The organism is Ideonella aquatica, from assembly GCF_018069755.1.
Taxonomy (GTDB): Bacteria; Pseudomonadota; Gammaproteobacteria; order Burkholderiales; family Burkholderiaceae_C; genus Ideonella; species Ideonella aquatica.
This window is the reverse complement of sequence record NZ_JAGQDE010000008.1, coordinates 90436-116489: the sequence shown is the minus strand read 5'-3', so window position 1 is coordinate 116489 and position 26054 is coordinate 90436. Positions and strand designations below refer to the sequence as shown.

Below are 26054 nucleotides of genomic sequence, written 5' to 3'. Positions count from 1 at the left end.
GGCCTGATCAGGCCTTCTTCAGCCGGATGTGGGCAATCAGCCCGCTGTCGCGCGCATTGGCCAGGTCCAGTGTGCCGCCCATGCGCTGCAGCGTCTTCTTGACGATGGCCAGACCCAGCCCGGCGCCGCTGGCGGCGGTGCGGGCGGCGTCGCCGCGGAAGAAGGGCGTGGTCAGGTGCATCAGCTTCTCGGGCGGCACACCGGGGCCGTGGTCGCGCACGGTGACGATCACATCCACGCCGGTCTGCACATGGCTGACGATGACCTTGGCCACGCCAGTGTCCACGGTGCGGCCGTAGCGGCGGGCATTTTCGAAGAGGTTGGCAAAGACCCGCCCCAGTTCCACGTCGTCGCCCTGCACGACCAGACTTTGCGGCAGCTTCAGCAGGATGCGGATCTGGCTGGTGTCGCGGAAGGCCATGGCCTCGCGCTCGATGATTTGCGCCAGGTCCACTGGCCGCACCTTGGCGTCCTCGGGGCGGGCGTAGTCCATGAACTTGTCGATGATGTTGTCGAGCTGGTCGATGTCCATCGCCATGTTGCGGCGGGCCTCCTCGTAGGACACCGAGATCTCGGCCTCCAGGCGCAGACGGGCCAGCGGTGTGCGCAGGTCATGGCTGATGCCGGCCAGCATCACGGCACGTTCCTCTTCCACCTTGGCCAGCTCGCGCGCCATGCGGTTGAAGCCGATGTTGACCGCGCGGATCTCGCTGGTCATGGTGGTCTCGTCCAGGCGCGAGTCGAACTCGCCCTCGCGAATGCGGCTGGCGGCAAACGACAGGTCCTTCAGCGGCCGGTTGATCAGGCGGGCCACGGCCACCGAGCCCAGCACGGTGGCGATGACGGCGGTGATCACCCACAGGAACCAGGTGCTGGGCGTCAGCGGCTCCAGACGGGCGTACTCGGCCTGCATCCAGTAGGGGTCGTGTTCGATCTGAAAGCCCACCCACAGCGCGGTCTGGTTGTTCACCGTGCGGGCGATGATGGTGTCCTCGCCCAGCCGAGCACGCAGGTCGGCGGCCACCAGGCGGGTGAAGCGGTCGGTCTCGAAGGGCTCCCACTGGTCCTTGGGCTCGCGCGGCAGCACCCGCACGGCCTCTTGCTCGCTCATGGTCTTGACCACGGCGATGCGGTTGATGCCGTCCGAGTAGCGCAACGCCGCGCGCGACAGGTTGACCAGGCTGGCGATCTGCTGCGCGGCCTGGACCGCCCGCGGCTCAAACTCGAGCTGGCGCAGCGTGATGACCCAGGCGAACACGCCACCGGCCAGCAGCACCCCCAGCAGGAAGAAGGTGCGCCAGAACAGGTTCAGCGTGAACGCGGGACGCTTCAAGCCGGTCCTTCAGCAGGCACGAAGACGTAGCCCACGCCCCAGACGGTCTGGATGTAGCGCGGGTTGGACGGATCGGGCTCAAGCATCTTGCGCAGGCGCGAGATCTGCACGTCCAGGCTGCGGTCGAAGGGTTCGAACTCGCGGCCGCGCGCCAGCTGGGCCAGCTTGTCGCGCGACAGCGGCTGGCGCGGGTGGCGCACCAGGGCCTTGAGCATTGAGAACTCGCCGGTGGTCAGCGTGATCGGCTCGCCATCCTTGGTCAGGCGGCGCAGCGACAGGTCGAATTCGAAGGGGCCGAACTTGACGATCTCGGCCTCGCTGGAGGGTGCGCCGGGGGCCTCCAGACGGGGGCGGCGGCGCAGCACGGCATGGATGCGAGCCAGCAGTTCGCGCGGATTGAACGGTTTGGGCAGGTAGTCGTCGGCGCCCACCTCCAGGCCGACGATGCGGTCCACATCCTCCACCTTGGCGGTCAGCATGATGATCGGCGTGGGGTCGTTGGCGGCGCGCAGGCGGCGGCAGATCGACAGGCCGTCCTCGCCCGGCAGCATCAGGTCGAGGATGATCATGTCGATCGTCTCGCGGGTGAGCAGCCGATTCAGCGCCTTGGCATCCTCGGCCAGCAGCACCTCGAAGCCTTCCTGGGTGAGGTAGCGGCGCAGCAGGTCGCGGATGCGGGCGTCGTCGTCGACAACGACAACCCGGTCCTGCTTGGGCGTGGCGGTGGCATTCATGGCGAGTCCCCAATTTGTAACAGAGGCGATTGTGCTTGGCAAAGCTGGGTTGAATTAGGTTACTTGACCCGTTGTTACAACTGTTGCCCCCGGTCAGGCCGGGTCATCGCCGGCGGCCTGCCGTGCGTTGTGGGGCCATGACGCACAACAACTCCCTCAAGCGCCTCGGCCGCCACACGCTGCTGATTCCCCTGGCCTCGCTGGCCGCCGTGCCCGCCCTGGCGCAGACCACTGCGGCGGCACCTGGCCCGGTACCGCAGGGCGTGTTGACGCTCAGCGCCAGCGCCAGTGTCGACGTGCCCCACGACTGGATGTCTCTGAGCTTCCAGGCCAGCCGCGAGGGCAGCGATGCCGGCGTCGTGCAATCACAACTCAAGACCGCGCTGGAGGCCGCACTGGCCGAGGCCCGCCGCGTGGCTCGGCCGGGTCAGGTCGAGGTGCAGACGGGCGGCTTCTCGATCTACCCGCGCTATGGCAGCAAGGGCCAGATCAATGGCTGGCAGGGCAGCACCCGGCTGCTGGTCGAAGGTCGCGACATGGCGGCGATCAGCCAGCTTGGCGGCCGCATCAGCAGCATGAGCATTGCCGGCGTGGGCTTCAGCCTGTCGCGCGAGGCGCGTGAGCAGGTCGAGTCGCAGGTGACCGCCCAGGCGATTGCCCGCTTTCGCGCCCGCGCGGCGGAGCAGGCCAAGGCCTTCGGCTACGCCGGCTTCTCGGTGCGGGAGGTCAACGTGGGGCTGGACCAGGACGGCGGCGGCGTGCCAGTGCCGCGTGTGACCATGGCCGCCGCCCGGATGGCCGAGGACGCGCCACTGCCCACCGAGGCGGGCAAGGGCACGGTGACGGCCAGCGTCAACGGCAGCGTGCAGATGCGCTGATTCCAGCGCCCGGTCAGCCTTACTGGGCGACCCAGCCGCCGTCCATGTTGACGGCGGTGCCGCGCAGGTTGCCGGCGGCCGGCGAGCACATGAACACCGCCATCGCGGCCAGCTCCTCCGGGGTGGTGAACTGCTGCGACGGCTCTTTCTCGGACAGCAGGCGCTTGGTGGCCTCGGCGTTGTCCACGCCGTCGGCGGCGGCGCGGGCGTCCACCTGCTTTTGCACCAGCGGCGTCAGCACCCAGCCCGGGCAGATCGCGTTGCAGGTGACGGGCGTGGTGGCGGTTTCCAGTGCCACCGCCTTGGTCAGGCCGATCACGCCGTGCTTGGCGGCCACGTAGGCCGACTTGTTGGCCGAGGCCACCAGACCGTGCACCGAGGCCACGTTGATGATGCGGCCCCAGCCGCGCGCCTTCATGCCCGGCAGCGCCACGCGGGTGGCATGGAAGACCGAGCTGAGGTTGATCGCGATGATCGCGTCCCAGCGTTCGACCGGGAACTCATCCACCGGCGCCACGAACTGGATGCCGGCGTTGTTGACCAGGATGTCGACGGCGCCGAATTCGGCCGTGCAGGCCTGGACCATGGCCTCGATCTCGGCGGGCTTGCTCATGTCGGCGCCGTGGTAGCCGACGCGGGCGCCGCCGGTGGCGACGGCGGCGACCTCGGCCTGGGCGGCGGCGGTGTCGCCGAAGCCGTTGAGCATCACATGGGCGCCCTGGGCGGCCAGGGCCTTGGCGATCCCGAGGCCGATGCCGCTGGTCGATCCGGTGACCAGCGCGGTTTTTCCGTTGAGCATGCGAAAAATCTCCTTGGCGGTTGCTACAGTGGATTATCCGGCCCCCAGGCTTTCACGAAAACTACACGACATGAGCGCCAGCGAACCCCGCCTCAGAGACGTCAGCTGCCTGGGCGCTTGCGGCCTGCACCGGATGGCCTACTGGGAATGGGGCGACCCGGCCAACGACCGGGTGCTGGTGTGCGTGCATGGGCTGTCGCGCCAGGGTCGCGACTTCGACACCCTGGCCCGCGCGATGGCCGCCGACTACCGCGTGGTCTGCCCCGACGTGGTGGGCCGCGGCCGCTCGGCCTGGCTCAAGAACCCGGCCGGCTACGCCATCCCGGCCTATGTGGCCGACATGGTGACGCTGCTGGCGCGCCTGAACGCCCGCACCTTGCATTGGGTGGGCACGTCGATGGGTGGCCTGATCGGCATGGGCCTGGCGGCGCTGCCCGACTCGCCGGTCCAGCGCCTGGTGCTCAACGACGTGGGGCCGAAAATCGAATTCGTCTCGCTGCAGCGCATTGGCCAGTACCTGGGCCAGCCGGCGCACTGGGCCAGTCTGGACGAGGCGGCCGACGCGCTGTGGGCGATTTCGCAGGGCTTTGGTCCGCACACCCGCGCGCAGTGGCTGGACCTGACCCGGCCGCAACTGGCGCCTGACGCAGACGGCTTCAAGCCCCACTATGACCCGGCGATCGCCGTGCCCTTCCGCCAGGTCACGGCCGAGGTGGCCGCCGCTGGCGAGGCGGCGCTGTGGGCCAGCTACGACGCGATCCGCTGCCCGACGCTGCTGCTGCGCGGCGCGCAGTCCGACCTGCTGTCGGCCGCCACCGCGGACGAGATGACCCGCCGCGGCCCGCAGGCCCGCCTGCGCGTGTTTGACGGCGTGGGCCACGCGCCGATGCTGGTGCAGCCCGACCAGGTGGCCGCGGTGCGGGAGTTCCTGCTGGGCCCATGAAGAGCGGAAGCACGCTGCACGAAGGCGCGGCGCCGATCGTCACGCTGGCGGGTGAATCGCCCGCGGTGCGTCACGCCGCTGCCCAGGCGCTGGAAGACAGCCTGGCGGCGCTGGAGCGCGCGCGCGCCTTTGCCGAGCCGCTGCTGACCGGGCGGGAGCTGGACACCGGCGAGGACGCCTACGCCCACGCCCAGGGCGTGGCCGGCATCCTGCGCGACATCGGCGGCGCGCCCAGCCTGCAGGCGGCGGCCTACCTGGTCTATGCCGGCGACTACCTGCAGCGGCCCGAGGAAGTGATCGAAAAGGCCTTCGGACCGTCCTTCGCCAGCCTGGTCACGCTGACGCGCAAGCTGGTGCAGATCCAGCGTGCCGCCCGCGAGGCACAAATCGAGGACGACCAGCAGGCCCAGCAGACCGAGCGCGTGCGCAAGATGCTGCTGGCGTTCTCTCGCGACCTGCGGGTGGTGCTGCTGCGCCTGGCCTCGCGCCTGCAGACGCTGCGCTGGTATGCGGCCAGCAAGACCGACTGCCCGCACGCACTGGCGGCCGAGTCGGCCCAGGTCTTCGCGCCGCTGGCCAACCGCTTGGGCATCTGGCAGATCAAGTGGGAGCTGGAAGACCTGGCCTTCCGCTTCCTGCAGCCTGACGAGTACCGCCGCATCGCCCGCCTGCTGGCCGAGACGCGCATCGAGCGGGAGGAGGGCGTCGACACGCTGCGCCGCCTGGTGGCCACCGACCTGCGGGCGCATGGCGTGGCCGCGGTGGTGCACGGCCGCCCCAAGCACCTCTACAGCATCTGGAAAAAGATGCAGGGCAAGCAGCTGGGCTTCGAGCGGGTGATGGACAAGGCGGCGCTGCGCGTCATCGTGGCCGATGTACCTGCATGCTACGCGGCACTCTCTCGCGTACACGAGCGCTTCCGCCCGGTGCCGGGCGAGTTCGACGACTACATTGCCCGCCCCAAGCCCAATGGCTACCGCTCGCTGCACACCGTGGTGCTGTCCGACGACGAGCGGCCGATCGAGGTGCAAATCCGCACCCAGGCCATGCACGAACATGCCGAACACGGCGTGGCCGCGCACTGGGCCTACAAGGAGGCTGGCACCAAGGGCTATGCCGGCGTGCGCGCCGCGGGCGAATTCGAGGAGAAAGTGGCCGAGGCCCGCAAAGCCGTGCTGCGACAGCTGCTGGCCTGGGAACGCGACTTTGCCCACCAGGGCGACAGCCGCGGGCCCGACTTCGAGGACCGCATTTATGTCTTCACGCCGCAGGCGGCGGTGGTCGAGCTGACGGCCGGCGGCACGCCGGTGGACTTTGCCTACGCCTTGCACACCGACGTGGGGCATCGCTGCCGCGGCGCCAAGGTGGACGGGCAACTGGTGCCGCTGTCGACCCCGCTGTCCAACGGGCAGACGGTGGAGATCACCGTGGCCAAGGAGGGCGGGCCGTCGCTGGACTGGCTGAATCCGGAGCTGGGTTTCCTGCGCAGCCCGCGGGCGCGCGCCAAGGTGCGCGCCTGGTTCAACGCCCAGGCCCAGGTGGTCACGGTGGCGCGCGGTCGCGAACTGGTCGAAAAGCTGCTGCAGCGCGAGGGCCGCACCGCGCTGAAGCTGGATGAACTGGCCGAGCGCCTGGGTTTCAAGGACGCCGAGGCGCTGTTCGAGGTGGTGGGCAAGGACGAGTACTCGCTGCGCCACATCGAGCAGTTGCTGCGGCCGGCCGAGCCGGTACCCGACGACGAGGTGCCGGCACTCAAGCGCCCGCGCGCCGACGCCGGCAACTCGCGCGGCGGCGTGCTGGTGGTGGGCGTCGAGAGCCTGCTGACCAGCCTCGCCCGCTGTTGCCGACCGGCGCCGCCCGACGCCATCGGCGGCTTTGTCACCCGCGGCAAGGGCGTGGCCGTGCACCGGCGCGACTGCGCCAACTTCCGCCACATGGCCGAGCGCTTCAGCGACCGTGTGATCGCGGTGGAGTGGGGCCAGCCAACGCGCCCGGGCGAGGCGCTATACCCGGTCGATGTGCTGATCGAGGCGGCCGACCGCCAGGGTCTGCTGCGCGACATCACCGAGGTCTTCGCCAAGGAGCGCATGAACGTCACCGGCGTGCACACCCAATCGGTCCAGGACCTGCACGGGCGCAGTGCCCGCATGACCTTCACGGTAGAAGTGGCCGACGCCTCTCGCCTGCGCCAGGTGATGCAGGCGGTGGCGCGGGTCCCCGGCGTGCGGCAGGTGCGCCGACGTTGAGCCGGTTTGCCGGACACATGAAATCCGGTATATACTGCTAGCTTCAACGACAGGCGCGTAGCTCAGTTGGTTAGAGCACCACCTTGACATGGTGGGGGTCGTTGGTTCGAATCCAATCGCGCCTACCAGAACACGAAGCCCCAGGCTCCGACAGGACCTGGGGCTTTTGCATGGGCGTTGATGTCCGTGGTCGTTAACGCGATCGGCTGTGCAAACAGGACAGCCCTGTGGGTCGGCGTCTAGGGATGGGCCCGGGGCGCCGCCAGGCGCACGCTGCGTTGCATGGGTCGCCAAGCAGGTGGCTCAGCGCGGTGGCACCCGAGGCGCAGGGCAGCCATCGATCCCCTGACAGCGCCGCAGGAGACATTGATGAACCACCGCTTCACCTGGCACGGTCTGGCCCTGGCCGCCGCGGCTGCCCTGGCCCTTCCCGCGGCTGCGCAGCAGATGCTGACGAGCAAGGTCAACGCCGACGACCAGTTCAAGATTTTTCTCAGCGACAACCCCACGGTGCCCGGCATCCAGTTCTCGCAGGGTCTGGGCTGGGGCGCCACCTATACCGGCACAGCGCTGCCGCCCCCGGGCTCGGCGGGGCAGAAGTTCTACCTCAACATCTGGGTGGGCGACATTGCCTCCAGCCTGATGGGCCTGCTGGGCGAATTCAAGCTGACCGGTGTGGGCACCTGCGTGTTTGCGAACAACGCCACCAGCCTGCGCACCCTGCCCAACAAGCTGTGGCGCGTGACCAAGCCGCTGCCGCCGTCGGTGTTCAGCCCGACGCCGGCGGGTTATCCCGCCGTGCCCGGCTGGAACAATGACCTGCCGTTCTATGTGCAGCCGACGCTGATCCCGATCAGCTGGCAGATGAACAGCGCCGGCACCCTGTGGCCGCCGATGCCTGGCGTGGCCGGCACCGCGCACTGGATCAACTCGCCGGTGCTGCTGCTGCCGCCGGCGCCGCCGGTGCCGGCGGGCACCGAAGTCTGGTTCCAGACCCTCATCCGCTGCTGAGCGGCACCTTCAGGCGGTCGAGGAGCTGCTCGGCCGCCTGCACGGCGGCGCCCAGGTCGAAGCGCTCGATGCGGTGGCGCAGCTCGGCGGTCAGCGCAGGCTCGGTGAGCTGCAGCTCGGGCTGCAGCAACGCAAAGGTGTCGGTGGCTTCGATGGAGTCGGCACGCAGCTGCTCCAGCAACTGCTGCAGGCCGTGGGTCAGTGCGAGCTGGTCCTGTGGCGGGGAGGGCGCCAGGCGCTCGGCGGGCAAGGCCTGCTGGAGCGCCTGAACCGTGGCCGCCACCTGGGCGTCCAGCGTGCGGGCCAGCTCGCCCAGGTTGGCCTTCTCGCGGCCATTCAACGCGGCCTCCAGTGCAGCGGCGGCCTGTTGCACGGCCTGCAGGCCCAGATTGGCGGCGGCGCCCTTGAGCGAATGGGCGTGCAGCAGGGCGGCGTCCGCGTTGTGGGCGTCCAGGTGGCGCTGCACCGAATCCTGCCGGTGCAAGTCGGTGAAGCGCGCCAGCAGCCTCAGGTAGTGATCGGCCTGGCCGCGCATCAGGCGCAGCGCGCCGCGGGTGTCGACCAGGCCGGTGGCATCCAGCCGCGCCAGCGCCTGGTCCCACTCGCGCGGTCCGCTGGCGGCCGGCACCGGCCTGGGCTGTGCGGCCACGGCCTCCGAGGCTGGTGGCAACCAGCGCACCAGGGTGGCGTACAGCAGGTCCGGGTCCACCGGCTTGGCGATGTGGTCATCCATGCCGGCGTCCAGGCATTCGCGACGGTCTTCACCGAATGCGCTGGCCGTCATCGCGATGATGGGGAGCCGCGTCAGCTCGGGTTGCGAGCGCAGGCGGCGGGTGGCTTCCAGGCCGCCCATGCCCGGCATGTGCAGGTCCATCAGCACCAGGTCGCAGTGCTCGCTGCGCAGGGCGTCGATGGCCTGCTCGCCGTTGCCCGCCAACACGACCTGCACGCCCACGCGTTCGAGCAGACCGGTGGCGACGATCTGGTTCAGCGGGTCGTCATCGGCCAGCAGCACGCGCACGCCGCGGCGCTGGCGCAGCAACTCCTCGGCCTGATCGGGGTCGAGCGCCGGCTCGCCTGGGCGCCCACCACCCGTGAGTTGCGGGCCCAGGCGCGCCAGTGCGGAGAGCAGCGCCGAGCGGGTGAAGGGCTTGACCAGGTGTCCGGCAAAGCCGCCCTGGGCCAGCAGGCCGACAGGCAGGTCCAGGGCCGCGCTGATCAGCAGCTTCACCGGCGGTCGCAGCAGACCGGCCGCGTCGACGCGCTGGGCGGTCTGCAGGCCATCGAGCAGCGGCATCTTCCAGTCCACCAGCATCAGCTCGTAGGGGTGGCCCTGGCGCTCGGCCTCGGACAACATGGTCAAGGCCTCCAGTCCGCCGGCCGCTTCCTCCACGGCCAGGCCGATCGAGCCCAGCAGCACGCCCATCGACGCCCGGGCTTCGGCCATGTCGTCGACCAGCAGCGTGCGCAGGCCGGGCAGCGGCCATTCGCCGCTCGGCGGGCGCTGGTGCGCCGGGCGCAGCGGCACTTCGATCCAGAAGCAGGCGCCCTGGCCCGGTGCGCTGCGCACACCGACGCGACCCTCCATGGCCTCGGCCAGTCGCCGGGAGATGGCCAGACCCAGCCCGGTGCCGCCATAGCGGCGGGTGGTGCCGCCATCGGCCTGCTCGAAGGCCTGGAACAGGCGCTCCTGCTGGTCCTCGGTCAGGCCGATGCCGGAATCGCTCACCTCGAAGCGATAGCAGCTGGGCTCGTCAGGCTGCTCGGCCTCACGCAGCACACTGGCGCGCAGCGCCACCTGGCCCTGGTCGGTGAACTTGACGGCGTTGGTGACAAAGTTGAGCAGCACCTGGGCCAGGCGCAGACCGTCGCCGTGCAGCACCGGCGGCAGGTGGTCCAGATCCACAATGAACTCCAGCCCCTTGGCCTCGACACGGTCGATCACCATGTCGCGGATCTGGTCGACCAGGCGGTCGAGCTCGAAATCGGTGGGCTCAAGCGTCAGCTTGCCGGCCTCGATCTTGGAGAAATCCAGGATGTCGTTGATGATGGCCAGCAGGTGCTCGCTGGCAGCCTGGATCTTGCCAAGAAACTCCCGCTGGGGCTCGCTGAGGTGGGTGCGCAGCGCCAGGTGGGACATGCCGATGATGGCGTTCATCGGCGTGCGGATCTCGTGGCTCATCGCCGCCAGGAAGGCGCTCTTGGCGCGGTTGGCGGCCTCCGCGTCCTCCTTGGCGGCAGCCAGCTCGGCAGTGCGCTGGGCGACCAGCTTTTCCAGACTGTCCTGGTACTGCTGCAGCGCCAGTGCGGCGGCCTCGCGTTCGGTCACATCGCGCCACATCACCAGCAGGCAGCTGCGGTCGCGCAGCTGCAGGCGCTGCGCGCTGGCGTCGATCGACACGGTGTGGCCGTCGGCATGCTGCAGGTGACTCTGGTAGCGGTGCACCTCCAGGTCCTGCAGCCGGTCGGCCAGGGCATCGATCGCAGCCCGGTCCTGCGGCAGGTGCAGGTCAGGCAGGCGGCGGGCGGCCAGCTCGTCGCGGCTGTGCCCCAGCATCTGGCAGGCCGCGTCATTGAACTCCAACAGGGCCAGGCTGTGCTCGTCCAGCACGACGATGGCGTCGGCCGCCTGGCCCACCACGGCACGCAGTTGCTCCTCGCGGGCGCGCAGGGCCTCTTCTGATTGGCGCAGCTGGGTGATGTCGCGCGCCACGCCAAGTACCCCGATCAGGCGCCCGTCGGGAGCCCTCAGGGGCGACTTCAGCGTGTGGCAGACCTCCTCATGGCCGTCAGCGAAACGCAGCCGCAACTCACTGGCGACCGGGCCGGTGCTGGCCAGGGCAGCCAGGTCGGCCTCGCGCAGCTGGGCTGCGAGGTCGGCATCGACGAAGTCCGCATCGCGCCGGCCGACCAGGCTGGCCGCAGGCGCGCCCAGCAGGGCGGCAAAGCGGGCATTGCAGGAGAGGTACACGCCGTCGGGGTCCTTGAGCCAGATCAGGTCCGGACTGTCCTGCACGATGGCGCCCAGCAAGGCGCCCTGACGCTCCAGCAGGTTGCGTCCCTGGCGCTCCTCCTCACGCAACTCGCCAAAGCTGCGCACCGCGCGGGCCAGTTCGGCCATCAGGCCATCGGTGTGGGCAGCCCATTCGTCGACCCGGCGCAGGGTGGCAGGGTCTGGCGTGCGAGAACGCGCCAGTTCCGTCAGCGCGCCGCCCAGCACCAAGGTACGCGCCCCCAGCCAGCGCGCTGCAAACCACCACAGCGCGGACAGCCCCATACCGCACAGCGCCGCCGCCAGGGCGGCACGCGTGGCCGCCTGGTCAAAGGCGCGCGAGCGCGCCAGCACGCTGTCGCGCGCCTTCTCGCTGGTCAGCAGCGACAGCCGGGCGGACTGGGCGGAGAACTCCTCCAGCCGAACCGCCGCCTGCTCGCCCAGACTGACGGCACGGATGGGCTCGACCACCGCCATGTCCAGCGCCGACGCCAGCGCCGTACGAAAGGTTTGCAGCCTGACCAGGGAACCCGACGCTGGGCTGCCATCGCCCTCGATGCGCTCGATCAGCGGGGCCAGGCGACGGAACTGCGCCTCGATGCTCTCCAGCTCGTCCAGGTGCATGACCCGGGCGCGGTGGACCGAGGCCGCATCCAGCTTGCCGCCGCTGGCTTCGTCGACCAGCTTCTCAAACGAGCGCTGCAGCGCGGACAGCCGGGCGTTGATCGACTGCAGCTCGGCCAGCGTGGCCATGTCGGCATCGACGATGCGCTGGTCCTCGAGCAACTCGCGGCGCGTCAGCTCGAGCGGCAAGATGCCGACCAGCAGTTGCAGCCCGCCGACCAGCAGCGCCGGCAGCAGGGCCCACCACAGCAGGCGGCGCCGGCTCAGCGGCGGCCGGGTCATCGCGGCAGGCTTTCCCACTGCTCGATGCGCAGTGTGCCCAGGTACTCGAACTGGCCGGGCGCCAGCGGCCGGAACAGCACCGTCGCGGCCTCCGACGGAAAGTAGTCGGTCAGGTCGGACAGGTTGGGACCGTGGGCCACCACCACCCGCAGCTCGGCCGGGGGAACGGCCTGGCTCAGCCAGTCCCTCGTGCGTGCCACGGCGGCCTGGCGCTGCGCGGCTGACAGATGGGCGGTGTAGGCCAGCAGCGGGTCGGTCTCGACCTGGGCGCCAAAGGCCATTCGTGCGGTGTCCAGGGCCCGGCACATCGGGCTGCTGACGACGCGCCGCACCGGCCAGCCGGCCCGGCGGATGGCGGCGCCGAGCTGCTCAGCCTGACGCCGGCCATCCGGGCTGAGGGTGCGCTGCATCGAGCAGTCGGCGAAGTCCTTGAGGCCCGCCTGGTCGATGCGGCTGTTGTCGGTCAGGCCGTGACGCACATACAGCACCAGGCCACCACTGCGGGCTCGGGCCAGCTCCGCGGGACTGGGCAGCCGCTCGCGGATGGTGGAGGCGGGCTGGCCCTGGCTGGGCAGGGCCAGCGCGCAGCTGGCGGCGATCAGGGCGCGACGCTGCATGCGGGTCCTCTCAGGGGGTGGGTGGCTCGGGGTCGTCGTCGGCAAAGCGCTGCGCGATGGCTCGGAACACCTCGCGCTGGCCGATGAAGGCATCCACCACCGCCGGGTCGAACTGCCGGCCCCGGCCGGCCACGATGATCTGTTCGACCTCGTCCAACGGCATCGGCGGCTTGTAGACCCGCCGACAACCCAGCGCGTCATAGACGTCTGCCAGGGCCATCAGCCGCGCAGGCAGCGGAATTTGCAGGCCGGCCAGTCCGGATGGGTAGCCGCTGCCGTCCCAATGTTCATGGTGGCCGCCGGCAATCTGGCGGGCGATCTCCAGAAAACGCAACGCGCCCGAACTCACGGCCTCGGTCTGGCGCCCGGCGGGTTCGGGTGTGGCGCGCGACATGGCCGTGGCGATGGCCGCCGCGCCAATCTCGGCATGACGCTTCATCTGCTCGAACTCGGACGCGGTCAGCCGACCGGGCTTGCGCAGAATGGCGTCGGGGATGCCGACCTTGCCGATGTCGTGCAGCGGTGCGGCGCGCGCCACCATGCGGCAGTAGTCGTCGTCCATATCAGCGTGCTCCTGGGACTGGCGCAGGCGATCGAGCAGGGCCTCGACATAGGCCTCGGTGCGGTGCAGGTGGTTGCCGGTCTCATTGTCCCGTGCCTCGGCCAGCATGGCCAGCGCATGCAGGCTGGCAGACTTGACCTGCTCGTTCTCGCGCATGCGCCGGGCGATCTCGTGCTCCAGGCTGGCGTTGCGGTCGCTGAGCTGGTCGCGGGCGCTCTTGAGCTCCAGCTGGGTGCGCACCCGCGCCAGCAGAATGGAGGGGCGCACTGGCTTGGGGATGTAGTCCACCGCGCCGAGCTCCAGGCCGGCGAGTTCGTCGCGGTCGTCGTCCATCGCGGTGACGAAGATCACTGGCGTGTCCTGCAGCCCCGGCAGGCGGCGCAGGCGGCGCAGCACCTCGAAGCCGTCCATGTCGGGCATCATCACATCGAGCAGGATCAGATCGGGATGCGGCACCCGCGATGCCACCTGCAGCGCCCGCAGCCCGGAGTTGGCCACCCGCACATGGAAGCTGCCCCGCAGCAGTCCGCCCAGCAGAGCGAGGTTCTCCGGGGTGTCGTCGACGACGAGCAGCGTGGGTCGCGCCGGAGCAGGGTCGGACATGGCAGGTCGGGCGGGAGACAGGTGGATCGATGCTAGTGCAGAGTCTGGTCTGTTGGCATATGCCGGCGGGCGCCCGACGCAAAAACCACGGCCTGCGTTGCGCAGGGGGCCATCCCTGACAGTGCAATCCCGCGGGCGCCCTGTCGCGGCCAGGCCTAGAATCGTTGTGCACTTGCACAATGCCAGCCGGAGCCCTGCCGATGCCCTCTGCCCGTCGCGCCCCCCCCGTATCCGAAGCCTCCGAAGCCGCTGGGCAGGATGGCATGCGGGTGCTCAAGAAGTACCCCAACCGCCGTCTTTACGATACGCGCGCGAGCAGCTACATCACCTTGGCCGATGTCAAGAAGATGGTCCTGGACGGCCAGGAATTCGAGGTGCGCGACGCCAAGACCAGCGAGGACCTGACCCGCAGCATCCTGCTGCAGATCATCCTTGAGGAAGAAACCGGCGGCATGCCGATGTTCACCTCGCGCATGCTGGCCCAGATCATCCGCTTCTACGGCCACGCGATGCAGGGGATGATGGGCGCCTACCTGGAGAAGAACCTGCAGACCTTTGTCGAGCTGCAGTCGCGCCTGGGCGAGCAGGCCCGCGGTCTTTATGACCCCAAGGCCTTCACACCCGAGATGTGGGCCCAGTTCATGAGCGGCCAGGCGCCGCTGATGCAGGGCCTGATGGGCAACTACCTGGAACAGTCCAAGAACCTGTTCATGCAGATGCAGGAGCAGATGGGCAAGCCGGGCGCCGCGCTGTTCCCGGGCTTCACGCCGCCGGGCACCCGCAAATAGGCGTTGCCCCGGGCAGGCGAGGGCGGGTTTGAGACAATCCTGCCCCATGAGCGAACCTATTGACGCGGTCACGGCCGCGCCCACCCACGCCCCCACCATCGGCTTCGTCAGCCTGGGCTGCCCCAAGGCGCTGACCGACTCCGAGCTGATCCTGACCCAGCTCTCGGCCGAGGGCTACCAGACCAGCAAGACCTACCAGGGCGCCGACCTGGTGATCGTCAACACCTGCGGTTTCATTGACGACGCGGTCAAGGAAAGCCTGGACGCGATCGGCGAAGCCCTGGCCGAAAACGGCAAGGTGATCGTCACCGGCTGCCTGGGCGCGCGCACCAGCACCGATGGCGGCAACATGGTGCGCGAGGTGCATCCCAAGGTGCTGGCGGTCACCGGCCCGCATGCCACCCAGGAGGTGATGGATGCGGTGCACCAGCATGTGCCCAAGCCGCACGACCCCTTTGTGGACCTGGTGCCGGCCGCCGGCATCAAGCTCACGCCCAAGCACTACGCCTACCTGAAGATCAGCGAAGGCTGCAACCACCGCTGCACCTTTTGCATCATCCCCAGCCTGCGCGGCGACCTGGTCTCGCGGCCGGTGGGCGATGTGCTGAACGAGGCCAAGGCGCTGTTCGAGGGCGGCGTGAAGGAGCTGCTGGTCGTCAGCCAGGACACCTCGGCCTATGGCGTGGACGTCAAGTACCGCACCGGCTTCTGGAACGGTGCCCCGGTCAAGACGCGCATGCTGGACCTGGTGGCCCAGCTGGGTGAGCTGGCGCGCGCGCATGGCGCCTGGGTGCGCCTGCACTACGTCTACCCCTATCCGCACGTCGACGAGGTCATCCCGCTGATGGCCGAGGGCCTGGTGCTGCCCTACCTGGACGTGCCTTTCCAGCACGCCCACCCCGAGGTGCTGCGCCGCATGAAGCGCCCGGCCAGCGGCGAGCGCAACCTGGAGCGCATCCAGCGCTGGCGCGAGCTGTGCCCGGAGATCGTCATCCGCTCCACCTTCATTGCCGGCTTCCCCGGTGAGACCGAGGACGAGTTTGCCTACCTGCTGGACTTCCTGCAGGAGGCGCAGATCGACCGTGCCGGCTGCTTTGCCTATTCGCCAGTCGAAGGCGCCACGGCGAACGACCTGGCCGGCGCCTTGCCGGATGCGGTGCGCGAGAAACGCCGCGCCCGCTTCATGGCGGTGGCCGAGCAGGTCTCGGTGGCGCGACTGCAGCGCCGTGTGGGCCAGGTGATGCAGGTGCTGGTCGACCATGCACCGGCCATGGGCCGCAAGGGTGGCGTGGGGCGCAGCTACGCTGACGCGCCCGAGATCGACGGCACCGTGCGACTGCTGCCACCGGCCAAGGCCTCCACCCGGCTGACGGTGGGTGGCTTTGCGCGGGCGCGCATCGTGGCGGTGGATGGCCATGACCTGGTCGGCGAGCCCATCTGAGGACCCCAGCATGAGCCAGGACATCCGCACCCGCCTGATCCACCACGACTATGTGGCGCCGGCCGAGTTCGAATCGCCGGTGGTGGCCGTGCACAAGGCCTCGACCGTGTTCTTCCCGGATGTGGCCGCGCTGCGCAGCCGCCGCTGGGTGGACAAGAGCGGCTACACCTACGGCCTGCACGGCACGCCCACCACTTTCACGCTGGAGGCGCGCCTGGCCACGCTGGAGCACGCCCGTCACGTGCTGCTGGCACCGAGTGGCCTGTCGGCGCTGAACGTGGTCAACCAGGCGCTGCTGGCCAGCGGCGACGCGCTGCTGCTGCCGGACAACGTCTACTTTCCCAGCCGCGACCTGGCGCGCCATGAGCTGGCGCGCTGGGGCATCGCCCACCGGGTCTACGACGCCCTGGACCCGAGCACGCTGGACGCCGCGCTGGGGCCGGACGTCAAGCTGGTCTGGCTGGAGGCGCCTGGCTCGGTGACGCTGGAGTTCCCTGACCTGCGCGCCCTGGTGCGCCGCTGCCGCGAGCGCGCCCCGCAGGCGGTGCTGGCGCTGGACAACACCTGGGGCGCCGGCTTGGCCTTCAACCCCTTCGAGTTGGGCGATGGCCTGGGTGTCGATCTGACGATCCACGCGTTGACCAAGTACCCGTCGGGCGGGGGCGATGTGCTGATGGGCTCGATCGCCTGCCGCGACAGCGCGTTGCATGAGCGTCTGGCCTGGACGCACAGCCGCATGGGACTGGGCGTGGGGGCCAACGATGCCGAGGCCCTGCTGCGCGCGCTGCCCAGCCTGGCGCTGCGCTACCACGCGCAGGACCAGGCGGCGCGGCGCATCGCCGAATGGGCGCAAGGCCAGCCTGCGGTGCGCCGCGTGCTGCACCCGGCGCTGCCCGGCTCGCCCGGCCATGCACACTGGGCCGGCCTGTGCAGTGCCGCCGCGGGCCTCTTGACGCTGGAGATCGACCCGCGCCACAGCGTGGAGCAGGTCAATGCCTTTGTTGACGGGCTGCAGTGCTTCCGCATCGGCTGGAGCTGGGGCGGCCCGGTCAGCCTGGCCGTGCCCTACCAGGCGCGCTTCATGCGCGAACTGCCCACGCCCTACGAGGGCGTGCTGGTGCGCCTGTGCATTGGTCTGGAGTCGGTGGACGACCTGATCGCCGACCTGGGTGCCGGCCTGGCGCGCCTGGGCTGATCAGGCGAAGCCGCCGCTGCGCGCGAAGCGGTCGGTGGCCGCCACCAGCTCGGCGGCGATGCCCGGCTCCATTGAGCTGTGGCCGGCCTCGGTGACCATGCGCATCTGAACGCCGGGCCAGGCATCGGCCAGGGCATGGGCGTAGCGCGGCGGGCAGATGACGTCGTAGCGGCCGTGGACGATCACGCCCGGCAGGTGGGCGATGCGCGGCATGCCCTGCAGCAACTGGTCCGGCGCCAAAAAGGCCTGGTGGGCAAAGTAATGGGCCTCCAGGCGCCCCACGCCCAGCGCGATGGCATCGGTGCCAAAGGCCTCGACCTGGGCCGGCTGCGGCAGCAGGTGCAGGCAACTGCCCTCGTAGCGCGCCCAGGCGCGCGCGGCCGGGCCGTGGACGGCGGGGTCGGGGTGGGTCAGGCGGCGCTGATAGGCGGCGAGCAGGTCGCCCTGTTCTGCCGGCTCCACGTGGCTGGCAAAGGCTTCCCACTCCCGTGGGAAGAACTGGCGGATGCCGTACAGCCACCAGTCGATCTCGGGCTGCGTGCCCAGCCAGATGCCGCGCAGGACCAGGCCCAGGCAACGCCGCGGATGCGCCTGGGCATAGGCCAGCGCCAGCGTCGAGCCCCAGGAGCCGCCGAAGACCAGCCAGCGCTCAATGCCCAGCAGCGTGCGCAGGCGCTCGATGTCCTCGATCAGCAGCGGCGTCGTGTTGGCGTGGGTGGCGCCCAGCGGCGTGGAGCGGCCCGAGCCGCGCTGGTCGAACAGCACGACGTGGTAGCGGCGGGCGTCGAAGAAGCGGCGGCTGGTGGGCGAGATGCCGGCGCCGGGGCCGCCGTGCAGGAAGAGGGCAGGGATGCCATCCGGCGTTCCGCAGGTTTCCCAGTACAGCGCATGGCCGTCGCCCACCGTCAGGCGGCCCTGGCGCAGCGGCTCAATCGGCGGGTGCAGGACCTCGTCGAGCCTCATGATGCCGACGGCCCGCTGACCTTGTGACGCATCAGACGCCCCTTCTCCCTGTCCCAGTCACGCTTCTTTTCGGTCTCGCGCTTGTCGTGCTGGGCCTTGCCCTTGGCCAGCGCGATCTGCGCCTTCACCCGGCCGCCCTTGTAGTGCAGGTTCAGCGGCACCAGCGTGAAACCGCGCTGCTCGATCTTGCCGATCAGGCGGCGGATGTCGGCCTTGCCCATCAGCAGCTTCTTGGTGCGGTCGGCCTCGGGGTGGACGTGGGTGCTGGCCGAGCGCAGCGCGTTGATGCGGCAGCCGATCAGGTAGAGCTCACCCTGCTTGATGACCACGTAGCCATCGGTCAGCTGCACCTGGCCGGCGCGGATGGCCTTGACCTCCCAGCCTTCCAGCACCATGCCGGCCTCGTACTGTTCCTCGATGTGGTATTCGAAGCGGGCGCGGCGGTTTTCGGCGATCAGGGCGGACATGCAGGTGGTCAGGGCAGGGCAGGGCGGCGCCCTAGAATCCCGTGATTGTATGAAGCATGTGAAGAAGTCCGTCCTGCTGTGGTACTCGCCGGCCGAGATGTTCGCGTTGGTGACCGACGTGGCGCGCTACCCCGAGTTCCTGCCCTGGTGCGAACGCGGCGAGGTGCTGGAGACCCATGAGGGGGGCAACACCGCGCGCATCCATCTGGCCTACGCCGGTGTGCGGCATGCCTTTACCACCCGCAACGATCACACCGCCGACCGCCAATTGCTGATGCGTCTGGTCGACGGTCCGTTCTCGCTGCTGGACGGCACCTGGGACTTCCTGCCACTGGGCAACGGCCAGCCGCCGGCCTGCAAGATCGAGTTCGACCTGCAGTACGCCTTCGCCAGCCGGCCCCTGGAGGTGGTGCTGAGCCCGGTGTTCGACAAGGTGGCCAACACCTTTGTCGACGCCTTCGTCAAACGTGCGGAACAGGTCTATGGCGAACGCTGACACGATCCAGGTGCTGGTGACCTGGAGCCCGCAGCCGCGCGAGGTGCAGCGCTGGCCGCTCAGCCTGCCGGCGGGCAGCACACTGGACGACGCGCTGCGCGCCGCCGGGCTGCTGCCGCTGCTGGACAGCGAGCAGGGTGCCGCCCTGCAGGTGGGCATCTGGGCCAAGGCCAAGCCGCGCGACACCGTGCTGCGCCAGCACGACCGCGTCGAGGTGTGGCGGGCGTTGAAGGTCGACCCGAAGGAGGCCCGGCGCCAGCGCTACCGCAAGGCCAAGGGCTGATCGGCGTGGCGCGGCGGGACGCTCCCGCTCAGCCCCCAGCCGCGCCTGGGCTCAGTTGCAGGCCTGCTGGATGCGCTGTCGCACGCGCTCGGCCTCGGCCGCGCGGGCCGAGTCGTCCAGGTACTCGCGTTCGCCCTTGTCGTTCAGGCGTGCCATGCGCATGCCGCTGTCGAGGTTGGCCTGCTGCTGGCGGGCCTGGCGGCAGTTCTCTTCGCGGCGCGCCTGGTCGCGCTCCTTGGTGGCTGCGGCGCGGGCCGCGTCCGCGGCTTTCTGGCCGGCCTGTTGCTCGCGCTTGCGGGCCTCGAGCGCGCTGTCGCTGCGCGAAGGGGTGGACGCCGGTGCCTCGGCGCTGCCGCCAACCACAATCTCGGCCACGCGGCCGCCCGGGCGGCTGATGATGGCCGAGTCGGGCACGCTGGTGGGGGGCGGCGTGTCGCTAACTTGCAGCGTGCCATTGGCGTCCTTCCATTTCCAGATCGCCTGGGCGGAGCCGACCACTGGCAGCAGGGCCAGACAGGCAATGGCGAGCAGGGCGATAGAGCGACGCATGGTGGTACTGACAAGGGCTGTTCTGGGCGGAGTGTAAGGCGCCCGGGCGAACAGGTTGCAACGGTCCGTATAATCCGCTTTTGCGTCTGGAGCCTGACCCATGCGCCTTCTTGGCAAAGCGCTCACCTTCGACGATGTGTTGTTGGTGCCTGCGTTCTCCCAGGTGTTGCCCCGCGACACCTCGCTTGCGACCCGTCTGTCGCGCAACATCCAGCTGAACCTGCCGCTCGTGTCCGCCGCGATGGACACCGTGACAGAAGCCCGCCTGGCGATCGCGATCGCCCAGGAGGGCGGCATCGGCATCGTCCACAAGAACCTGACGCCCAAGCAGCAGGCAGCCGAGGTGGCGCGCGTCAAGCGCTACGAGTCGGGCCTGCTGAAGGACCCGATCACGATCGCTCCCGGCGCCCGGGTGCGCGATGTCATCGAGCTGTCGCGCCAGCACGGCATCTCGGGCTTCCCCGTGGTCGAGGACGGCCGGGTGGTGGGCATCGTCACCGGGCGCGATCTGCGCTTCGAGACCCGCCTGGAGGCGCCGGTGCGCGAGATCATGACCCCGCGCGAGCGCCTGATCACGGTGCGCGAGGGCGCGGCCCTGTCCGAGGCGAAGGCGCTGATGCACCAGCACAAGCTCGAGCGCGTGCTGGTGGTGAATGACGCCTTCGAGCTGCGCGGCCTGTTCACGGTGAAGGACATCACCAAGCAGACCAGCTTCCCCAACGCCGCCCGTGACGCCCACGGCAAGCTGCGCGTTGGCGCCGCGGTGGGCGTGGGCGAGGGCACCGAGGAGCGGGTCGAGATGCTGGTCAAGGCCGGGGTCGATGCACTGATCGTCGACACCGCCCACGGCCATTCGGCCGGCGTGATCGAGCGGGTGCGCTGGGTCAAGAAGAACTTCCCGCAGGTGGATGTGATCGGCGGCAACATCGCCACCGGCGCCGCCGCACTGGCGCTGGTTGAGGCGGGCGCCGACGGTGTCAAGGTCGGCATCGGCCCGGGCTCGATCTGCACCACCCGCATCGTGGCGGGCGTGGGCGTGCCGCAGATCACCGCGATCGACAACGTCGCCACCGCACTGCGCGGCACCGGCGTGCCGCTGATCGCCGACGGCGGCATCCGCTACTCGGGCGACATCGCCAAGGCCATTGCCGCCGGCGCCAGCTCGGTGATGATGGGCGGCATGTTCGCCGGTACCGAAGAGTCCCCCGGCGAGGTCTTCCTCTACCAGGGCCGCAGCTACAAGGGCTACCGCGGCATGGGCTCGATCGGCGCCATGAAGGCCGGCTCGGCCGACCGCTACTTCCAGGAAAACGACGAGTCCGCCAACCCGAACGCCGACAAGCTGGTGCCTGAAGGCATCGAGGGCCGGGTGCCCTACAAGGGCTCGATGATCTCGATCGTCTACCAGATGGCCGGCGGCCTGCGGGCCTCGATGGGCTACTGCGGCTGCGGCACGATCGATGACATGCGCGAGCGCGCCGAGTTCGTCGAGATCACCGCCGCGGGTATCCGCGAGAGCCACGTGCACGACGTGCAGATCACCAAGGAAGCCCCGAACTACCGCATGGAGTGACCCCCTCCACCGCACCGCACAGCGCCCGGCACCGTCCGGGCGCCGTCTTTCAGAGCCCTCGATGACCGATTCCAGCGCCCCAGCCGACGCCAGCACCCGCCGCCGCGAGCCGGCGATGCCCTTCATCATGCTGACGGTGCTGATCGACATGGTGGCGATCGGTCTGATCATCCCGGTGCTGCCGCCGCTGGTGGGCAGCTTCACGACGGACCAGACCGAGCACGCGTTCTGGTACGGCGCGGTGGCCTTCTCCTTTGGCATCGCCAACTTCTTCGGCTCGCCGGTGCTGGGGGCGCTGTCCGACCATTACGGCAGGCGACCCGTGCTGCTGCTGGGCTTTTCGGGCCTGGCCCTGAGTTTCTTCGTCACCGGCCTGGCCACCGCGCTGTGGATGCTGGTGGCGGTGCGCCTGGTCAGCGGCGCGCTGCAGGCCAACGCGGCGGTGGCCAATGCCTATGTGGCCGACATCTCCACGCCCGAGCAGCGCGCCAAGCGCTTCGGCCTGTTGGGCGCGATGTTCGGCATGGGCTTCGTGCTGGGCCCGGTGATGGGCGGTCTGCTGGGCTCGATCAACCTGCACCTGCCCTTCTTCGTGGCGGGCGGCCTGGCCATCGTCAATGCCCTGTACGGCATCCTGGTGCTGCCGGAATCGCTGCCGCCGCATCGGCGCACGCCGATCGACTGGCGCAAGGCCAACCCGGTGTCCTCGCTCAAGCGCCTGTCCGATCTGCAGGGCGTGGGCATGCTGGTGGCGGTGATCGGGCTGGCCAGCCTGGCGCAGTTCGTGATGCACACCACCTGGGTGCTCTACACCAACTTCAAGTTTGGCTGGGGCCCGAAGGAGAACGGCTGGTCGCTGTTTGCGGTGGGGGTGATGTCGGTGCTGGTGCAGGGCGGCCTGATCCGTGTGGCGCTGCAGCGCTTGTCGGCCCAGCGAATCGCCATCCTCGGCCTGGTGTCATCGTCTGCCTGCTACCTGCTGTGGGGAGCTGCCACCGAGGGCTGGATGATGTACGCGGTGATCGGCCTGAATGTCTTTGGTTTCATGGCCGCCACGGCCATCCAGACCCTGGTGTCCAACGCCGCCGGTGACCACGAGCAGGGCCGGGTGATGGGCGCCGTGGCGTCGCTCAACAGCCTGACCGCGGTGTTCGCGCCGGTGCTGGGTGCTGCGTTGCTGGGCTTTGCCTCGCACCTGCCGCGGGGTGACTGGCGCATCGGCGCGCCGTTCTACCTGTGTTCCGCGCTGCAGGCCGTGGCCACCGTGCTGGCGTTGCGGCACTTCCGCCGCCATCCGGCGCCGCTGGCCCCGTCTTCTGAACCTGCTGCTGCGCCGGCCTCTGGCGCCGCCACCTGATCCACTCCGTCCGGACCTGCCCATGCACGACAAGATCCTGATCCTCGATTTCGGCTCGCAAGTCACCCAGTTGATCGCGCGCCGGGTGCGCGAGGCGCACGTCTACTGCGAGATCCATCCCAACGACGTCAGCGACGCCTTCATCCGCGAGTTCGCGCCCAAGGGCATCATCCTCAGCGGCAGCCACGCCAGCACCTACGAAGACCACCAGTTGCGCGCGCCGCAGGCGGTGTGGGACCTGGGCGTGCCGGTGCTGGGCATCTGCTACGGCATGCAGACCATGGCGGTGCAGCTGGGCGGCGAGGTCAGCTGGTCCGACACCCGCGAGTTCGGCTATGCCGAGGTGCGCGCCCATGGCCACACCGAGCTGCTGCGCGGCATCCAGGACTTCGCCACCGCCGAAGGCCACGGCATGCTCAAGGTCTGGATGAGCCATGGCGACAAGGTCACCACGCTGCCGCCGGGCTTCAAGCTGATGGCCAGCACGCCCAGTTGCCCGATCGCCGGCATGGCCCATGAGGACAAGCGCTACTACGCGGTGCAGTTCCACCCCGAGGTGACCCACACGCTGCAGGGCGCCGAGATGCTGGGCCGCTTCGTGCGCGGCATCTGCGGCTGCGCCGGCGACTGGATCATGGGCAACTACATCGAGGAAGCGGTGGCCCGCATCCGCGAGCAGGTGGGCGATGAGGAAGTCATTCTGGGCCTGTCGGGCGGTGTCGACAGCTCGGTGGCCGCGGCGCTGATCCACCGCGCGATCGGCGACCAGCTGACCTGCGTCTTCGTCGACCACGGCCTGCTGCGCCTGAACGAGGGCGACATGGTGATGGACATGTTCGCCGGCCGCCTGCATGCCAAGGTCATCCGCGTCGACGCCAGCGAGCTGTTCCTGGGGCAACTGGCCGGTGTGACCGACCCTGAAAAGAAGCGCAAGATCATCGGCGGCCTGTTCGTCGACGTGTTCAAGGCCGAGGCGGGCAAGCTCAAGGCTGCGGGCAACGGTGCCAAGGGCGCCACCTTCCTGGCCCAGGGCACGATCTATCCTGACGTGGTCGAGAGCGGCGGCACCAAGACCAAGAAGGCCACCACCATCAAGAGCCACCACAACGTGGGTGGCCTGCCCGAGCAACTGGGCTTGAAGCTGCTGGAGCCGCTGCGCGAGCTGTTCAAGGACGAGGTGCGCGAGCTGGGCGTGGCACTGGGCCTGCCGCACGACATGGTCTACCGCCATCCCTTCCCCGGCCCCGGCCTGGGCGTGCGCATCCTGGGCGAGGTGAGGAAGGACTATGCCGACCTGCTGCGCCGTGCCGACGCCATCTTCATCGAGGAGTTGCGCGCGGCCATCGATCCGCACAGCGGCAAGAGCTGGTACGACCTGACCAGCCAGGCCTTCACCGTCTTCCTGCCCGTCAAGAGCGTGGGCGTGATGGGCGACGGCCGCACCTACGACTACGTGGTGGCGCTGCGCGCGGTGCAGACCAGCGATTTCATGACCGCCGACTGGGCCGAGCTGCCCTACAGCCTGCTGAAGAAAGTCTCCAGCCGGATCATCAACGAGGTGCGTGGCATCAACCGCGTGACCTACGACGTCTCCAGCAAACCCCCAGCAACGATCGAATGGGAGTGATGTGGACGAGAGAGAGTCCCTGCGGACTCTCTCTCGCCTCATCACTCCGAGCCGCTTGCAAGCGGCGAGGTGGGCCGATGCAGTACGCCAACGCCTCATCACTCCGAGCCGCTTGCAAGCGGCGAGGTGGGCTGATGCAAAACGCCACCCGATAATGGCCCCGCCATGAGCGACCAGCCCCCCGAGTTCACCCCCGCCGACGAGCACGCGATGCGCATCGCGCTTGACCAGGCCCAGAACGCCTGGCTGGTGGGTGAGGTGCCGGTGGGCGCGGTGATCGTGCGTGACGGCCAGGTGATCGCCACCGGCTACAACCGGCCAATCACCACCCACGACCCCACCGCCCACGCCGAGCTGGTGGCGCTGCGCCATGCCGCCCAATTGCTGGAGAACTACCGCCTGCCCGAGTGCGAGCTGTTCGTCACGCTGGAGCCCTGCGCGATGTGCGCGATGGCGCTGATGCACGCGCGCTTCAAGCGCGTGGTGTTCGGTGCCCCGGACCCCAAGACCGGCGCGGCCGGCGGCGTGGTGGACCTGTTCGCCCAGCGCCAGCTCAACCACCACACGCTGGTGCAGGGCGGCCTGATGGCCGAGGCCTGCGGTCAGCTGTTGCGCGACTTCTTTGCCGAGCGGCGGGCCCAGCAGCGCCAGCAACGCACGGTGGCCTCCGCCGAGGCCATCCCCGCGGGTGACGCCGCTGAGCTGCCCGCCTTGCCACCCCACCTCACCGGTCCGACATGAGCGACTCGCTGATCCTGTACAGCCCCTCCGGGCTGCTGCCCCGCGCGGCCACGATGAGCCTGGCCGTCAAGCGGCTCAAGGCGCTGGGCTTCAAGGTGTCGCGCGATGAGTCGCTGTTGGCCCGGCGTCAGCGCTTTGCGGGCGACGACGAGACGCGGCTGGCTGCGATCCACCGCGTGGCGGCCGCCGCGCCGTCGATCGCCATGCCCGGTCGTGGTGGCTATGGCATCACCCGCCTGCTGGATCGCCTGGACTGGGCGCTGCTGGCGCGCAGCGTGGAGCAGGGCACCCGCTGGGTGGGCTACAGCGACCTCACCGCCTTGCAGATGGGCTTGCTGGCGCACACCGGCGCGCCCAGCTGGTGCGCGCCGATGGCGGCCGATGACTTTGGCCGCGAGACGCTGGACGAGATCACGCCCGACTGCTTCTGCGAGGCGATGTCGGGCGAGCTGGAGGCGGTGGGCTTTCGCACCGAGGCCGGCTTCGACGGCCTGCAGGCCAAGGGCCTGCTGTGGGGCGGCAACCTGACCGTGCTGTGCAGCCTGCTGGGCACGCCACACTGGCCGAAGGTCAAGGGCGGCATCCTGTTCCTGGAAGACGTGGCCGAACACCCCTACCGGGTCGAGCGCATGCTGCTGCAACTCCAGCAAGCGGGCGTGCTCGCCGCGCAGAAAGCGGTGCTGCTGGGCGCGTTCTCCGACTGGCGGCCGTCGCCCATGGACCATGGCTATTCGCTCAAGAGTGCCGTGGCCTGCGTGCGCAGCCACTGCGACACCCCGATCCTGACCGGGCTGCCCTTCGGTCATGTGCCCACCAAGATCAGCATGCCCTTCGGTCGGCGGGCCCAGTTGCTGGTTGAAGGACGCAACGTCCTGCTTGGCTGGTGAGACTCTGACACCTGTCAGGCACCATAAGGCGTCATTTCGACGCTCTGTGGTGCATTGAGTGGT

At 69.4% G+C, this 26054-nt stretch carries 23 protein-coding genes and 1 tRNA gene; 15 read left to right on the top strand and 9 right to left on the bottom strand.

Annotated features, from left to right (window positions below):
• Nucleotides 1-7: 7 nt before the first annotated feature.
• Nucleotides 8-1333 carry a sensor histidine kinase family protein gene (locus KAK06_RS11085; RefSeq protein WP_247652790.1) on the bottom strand — a complete coding sequence of 442 codons (1326 nt, stop codon included), beginning with the start codon at nucleotides 1331-1333 and terminating at the stop codon, nucleotides 8-10.
• Nucleotides 1330-2067, bottom strand: coding sequence for an osmolarity response regulator transcription factor OmpR (ompR, locus tag KAK06_RS11080; protein ID WP_210802136.1), 738 nt, complete (start codon nucleotides 2065-2067; stop codon nucleotides 1330-1332). Before ompR ends, KAK06_RS11085 begins: the two co-directional genes overlap by 4 nt.
• 137 nt (nucleotides 2068-2204) lie before the next feature.
• Here ompR and KAK06_RS11075 point away from each other — a divergent pair, with 137 nt between their 5' ends.
• Nucleotides 2205-2945, top strand: coding sequence for an SIMPL domain-containing protein (locus KAK06_RS11075; protein WP_210802135.1), 741 nt, complete (start codon nucleotides 2205-2207; stop codon nucleotides 2943-2945).
• 19 nt (nucleotides 2946-2964) lie between these two features.
• Here the strand turns inward: KAK06_RS11075 and KAK06_RS11070 are convergent, their stop codons facing one another.
• On the bottom strand, nucleotides 2965-3744 hold the full coding sequence (locus tag KAK06_RS11070; RefSeq protein WP_210802134.1) for a 3-hydroxybutyrate dehydrogenase: 780 nt from the start codon (nucleotides 3742-3744) through the stop codon (nucleotides 2965-2967).
• Nucleotides 3745-3814: 70 nt separating this feature from the next.
• Between KAK06_RS11070 and KAK06_RS11065 the strand changes: the two genes are divergently transcribed.
• The 4 genes from KAK06_RS11065 (at nucleotide 3815) to KAK06_RS11050 (ending at nucleotide 7944) form a co-directional block, all read left to right on the top strand.
• Nucleotides 3815-4687, top strand: a complete 873-nt coding sequence (locus KAK06_RS11065; protein ID WP_210802133.1) for an alpha/beta fold hydrolase — start codon at nucleotides 3815-3817, stop codon at nucleotides 4685-4687.
• Nucleotides 4684-6933 carry a RelA/SpoT family protein gene (locus KAK06_RS11060; protein WP_210802132.1) on the top strand — a complete coding sequence of 750 codons (2250 nt, stop codon included), beginning with the start codon at nucleotides 4684-4686 and terminating at the stop codon, nucleotides 6931-6933. Before KAK06_RS11065 ends, KAK06_RS11060 begins: the two co-directional genes overlap by 4 nt.
• Nucleotides 6934-6984: 51 nt before the next feature.
• Nucleotides 6985-7061, top strand: a tRNA-Val gene (locus tag KAK06_RS11055).
• A 241-nt stretch (nucleotides 7062-7302) separates the two neighbouring features.
• Entirely contained in the window at nucleotides 7303-7944 is a 642-nt protein-coding gene (locus KAK06_RS11050) for a hypothetical protein (protein WP_210802131.1), read from the top strand.
• Here KAK06_RS11050 and KAK06_RS11045 read toward each other — a convergent pair.
• The 3 genes from KAK06_RS11045 to KAK06_RS11035 are packed head-to-tail and all read right to left on the bottom strand — an operon-like array spanning nucleotide 7931 to nucleotide 13624.
• A complete protein-coding gene (locus tag KAK06_RS11045) occupies nucleotides 7931-11842 on the bottom strand; it encodes a response regulator (protein WP_210802130.1) in 3912 nt (1303 codons plus the stop codon). The two genes, KAK06_RS11050 and KAK06_RS11045, sit on opposite strands and share 14 nt — an antisense overlap.
• Nucleotides 11839-12459: a histidine phosphatase family protein gene (locus KAK06_RS11040; RefSeq protein ID WP_210802129.1), complete on the bottom strand. Its 621-nt coding sequence runs from the start codon at nucleotides 12457-12459 to the stop codon at nucleotides 11839-11841. Before KAK06_RS11040 ends, KAK06_RS11045 begins: the two co-directional genes overlap by 4 nt.
• 10 nt (nucleotides 12460-12469) lie before the next feature.
• On the bottom strand, nucleotides 12470-13624 hold the full coding sequence (locus tag KAK06_RS11035; RefSeq protein WP_210802128.1) for an HD-GYP domain-containing protein: 1155 nt from the start codon (nucleotides 13622-13624) through the stop codon (nucleotides 12470-12472).
• A gap of 263 nt (nucleotides 13625-13887) precedes the next feature.
• On the opposite strand from KAK06_RS11035, the gene phaR reads away from it, so the two are divergent.
• The 3 genes from phaR to KAK06_RS11020 are packed head-to-tail and all read left to right on the top strand — an operon-like array spanning nucleotide 13888 to nucleotide 17048.
• On the top strand, nucleotides 13888-14412 hold the full coding sequence (gene phaR, locus KAK06_RS11030; protein ID WP_247652799.1) for a polyhydroxyalkanoate synthesis repressor PhaR: 525 nt from the start codon (nucleotides 13888-13890) through the stop codon (nucleotides 14410-14412).
• Nucleotides 14413-14458: 46 nt separating this feature from the next.
• Nucleotides 14459-15853 (top strand): 30S ribosomal protein S12 methylthiotransferase RimO, encoded by a 1395-nt coding sequence (gene rimO / locus KAK06_RS11025; protein ID WP_210802126.1) that lies wholly within the window; start codon nucleotides 14459-14461, stop codon nucleotides 15851-15853.
• Nucleotides 15854-15863: 10 nt separating this feature from the next.
• Nucleotides 15864-17048, top strand: a complete 1185-nt coding sequence (locus tag KAK06_RS11020; RefSeq protein ID WP_247652789.1) for a PLP-dependent transferase — start codon at nucleotides 15864-15866, stop codon at nucleotides 17046-17048.
• Here the strand turns inward: KAK06_RS11020 and pip are convergent, their stop codons facing one another.
• Together pip and smpB are read right to left on the bottom strand one after the other, a co-directional pair.
• Nucleotides 17049-18011 carry a prolyl aminopeptidase gene (pip, locus tag KAK06_RS11015; RefSeq protein WP_210802124.1) on the bottom strand — a complete coding sequence of 321 codons (963 nt, stop codon included), beginning with the start codon at nucleotides 18009-18011 and terminating at the stop codon, nucleotides 17049-17051.
• Nucleotides 18008-18478, bottom strand: coding sequence for an SsrA-binding protein SmpB (smpB, locus tag KAK06_RS11010; protein WP_210802123.1), 471 nt, complete (start codon nucleotides 18476-18478; stop codon nucleotides 18008-18010). Before smpB ends, pip begins: the two co-directional genes overlap by 4 nt.
• A 49-nt stretch (nucleotides 18479-18527) precedes the next feature.
• Here smpB and KAK06_RS11005 point away from each other — a divergent pair, with 49 nt between their 5' ends.
• Together KAK06_RS11005 and KAK06_RS11000 are read left to right on the top strand one after the other, a co-directional pair.
• On the top strand, nucleotides 18528-18974 hold the full coding sequence (locus KAK06_RS11005; RefSeq protein WP_210802122.1) for a type II toxin-antitoxin system RatA family toxin: 447 nt from the start codon (nucleotides 18528-18530) through the stop codon (nucleotides 18972-18974).
• Entirely contained in the window at nucleotides 18961-19257 is a 297-nt protein-coding gene (locus KAK06_RS11000; protein ID WP_210802121.1) for an RnfH family protein, read from the top strand. The genes KAK06_RS11005 and KAK06_RS11000 overlap by 14 nt, the downstream gene beginning before the upstream one ends.
• 51 nt (nucleotides 19258-19308) lie before the next feature.
• Here the strand turns inward: KAK06_RS11000 and KAK06_RS10995 are convergent, their stop codons facing one another.
• Nucleotides 19309-19806: a DUF4124 domain-containing protein gene (locus tag KAK06_RS10995; RefSeq protein WP_210802120.1), complete on the bottom strand. Its 498-nt coding sequence runs from the start codon at nucleotides 19804-19806 to the stop codon at nucleotides 19309-19311.
• 100 nt (nucleotides 19807-19906) lie between these two features.
• Here KAK06_RS10995 and guaB point away from each other — a divergent pair, with 100 nt between their 5' ends.
• The 5 genes from guaB (at nucleotide 19907) to KAK06_RS10970 (ending at nucleotide 25991) form a co-directional block, all read left to right on the top strand.
• Nucleotides 19907-21379 (top strand): IMP dehydrogenase, encoded by a 1473-nt coding sequence (gene guaB / locus KAK06_RS10990; protein ID WP_210802119.1) that lies wholly within the window; start codon nucleotides 19907-19909, stop codon nucleotides 21377-21379.
• A gap of 61 nt (nucleotides 21380-21440) precedes the next feature.
• A complete protein-coding gene (locus KAK06_RS10985) occupies nucleotides 21441-22736 on the top strand; it encodes an MFS transporter (RefSeq protein WP_210802118.1) in 1296 nt (431 codons plus the stop codon).
• Nucleotides 22737-22758: 22 nt separating this feature from the next.
• The gene (gene guaA, locus KAK06_RS10980) at nucleotides 22759-24363 is read left to right on the top strand and encodes a glutamine-hydrolyzing GMP synthase (protein WP_210802117.1); all 1605 of its coding nucleotides are present in this window, start codon (nucleotides 22759-22761) and stop codon (nucleotides 24361-24363) included.
• A gap of 165 nt (nucleotides 24364-24528) precedes the next feature.
• The gene (gene tadA / locus KAK06_RS10975) at nucleotides 24529-25104 is read left to right on the top strand and encodes a tRNA adenosine(34) deaminase TadA (protein WP_210802116.1); all 576 of its coding nucleotides are present in this window, start codon (nucleotides 24529-24531) and stop codon (nucleotides 25102-25104) included.
• Entirely contained in the window at nucleotides 25101-25991 is an 891-nt protein-coding gene (locus KAK06_RS10970; protein WP_210802115.1) for an LD-carboxypeptidase, read from the top strand. Before tadA ends, KAK06_RS10970 begins: the two co-directional genes overlap by 4 nt.
• Nucleotides 25992-26054: the final 63 nt, after the last annotated feature.

Coding starts and splice junctions, on each gene's coding strand:
- ompR (WP_210802136.1), bottom strand. CDS start 2,067: ATGAATGCCACCGCCACGCCCAAGCAGGACCGGGTTGTCGTTGTCGAC.
- KAK06_RS11075 (WP_210802135.1), top strand. CDS start 2,205: ATGACGCACAACAACTCCCTCAAGCGCCTCGGCCGCCACACGCTGCTG.
- KAK06_RS11070 (WP_210802134.1), bottom strand. CDS start 3,744: ATGCTCAACGGAAAAACCGCGCTGGTCACCGGATCGACCAGCGGCATC.
- KAK06_RS11065 (WP_210802133.1), top strand. CDS start 3,815: ATGAGCGCCAGCGAACCCCGCCTCAGAGACGTCAGCTGCCTGGGCGCT.
- KAK06_RS11060 (WP_210802132.1), top strand. CDS start 4,684: ATGAAGAGCGGAAGCACGCTGCACGAAGGCGCGGCGCCGATCGTCACG.
- KAK06_RS11050 (WP_210802131.1), top strand. CDS start 7,303: ATGAACCACCGCTTCACCTGGCACGGTCTGGCCCTGGCCGCCGCGGCT.
- KAK06_RS11045 (WP_210802130.1), bottom strand. CDS start 11,842: ATGACCCGGCCGCCGCTGAGCCGGCGCCGCCTGCTGTGGTGGGCCCTG.
- KAK06_RS11040 (WP_210802129.1), bottom strand. CDS start 12,459: ATGCAGCGTCGCGCCCTGATCGCCGCCAGCTGCGCGCTGGCCCTGCCC.
- KAK06_RS11035 (WP_210802128.1), bottom strand. CDS start 13,624: ATGTCCGACCCTGCTCCGGCGCGACCCACGCTGCTCGTCGTCGACGAC.
- phaR (WP_247652799.1), top strand. CDS start 13,888: ATGCGGGTGCTCAAGAAGTACCCCAACCGCCGTCTTTACGATACGCGC.
- rimO (WP_210802126.1), top strand. CDS start 14,459: ATGAGCGAACCTATTGACGCGGTCACGGCCGCGCCCACCCACGCCCCC.
- KAK06_RS11020 (WP_247652789.1), top strand. CDS start 15,864: ATGAGCCAGGACATCCGCACCCGCCTGATCCACCACGACTATGTGGCG.
- pip (WP_210802124.1), bottom strand. CDS start 18,011: ATGAGGCTCGACGAGGTCCTGCACCCGCCGATTGAGCCGCTGCGCCAG.
- smpB (WP_210802123.1), bottom strand. CDS start 18,478: ATGTCCGCCCTGATCGCCGAAAACCGCCGCGCCCGCTTCGAATACCAC.
- KAK06_RS11005 (WP_210802122.1), top strand. CDS start 18,528: ATGAAGCATGTGAAGAAGTCCGTCCTGCTGTGGTACTCGCCGGCCGAG.
- KAK06_RS11000 (WP_210802121.1), top strand. CDS start 18,961: ATGGCGAACGCTGACACGATCCAGGTGCTGGTGACCTGGAGCCCGCAG.
- KAK06_RS10995 (WP_210802120.1), bottom strand. CDS start 19,806: ATGCGTCGCTCTATCGCCCTGCTCGCCATTGCCTGTCTGGCCCTGCTG.
- guaB (WP_210802119.1), top strand. CDS start 19,907: ATGCGCCTTCTTGGCAAAGCGCTCACCTTCGACGATGTGTTGTTGGTG.
- KAK06_RS10985 (WP_210802118.1), top strand. CDS start 21,441: ATGACCGATTCCAGCGCCCCAGCCGACGCCAGCACCCGCCGCCGCGAG.
- guaA (WP_210802117.1), top strand. CDS start 22,759: ATGCACGACAAGATCCTGATCCTCGATTTCGGCTCGCAAGTCACCCAG.
- tadA (WP_210802116.1), top strand. CDS start 24,529: ATGAGCGACCAGCCCCCCGAGTTCACCCCCGCCGACGAGCACGCGATG.
- KAK06_RS10970 (WP_210802115.1), top strand. CDS start 25,101: ATGAGCGACTCGCTGATCCTGTACAGCCCCTCCGGGCTGCTGCCCCGC.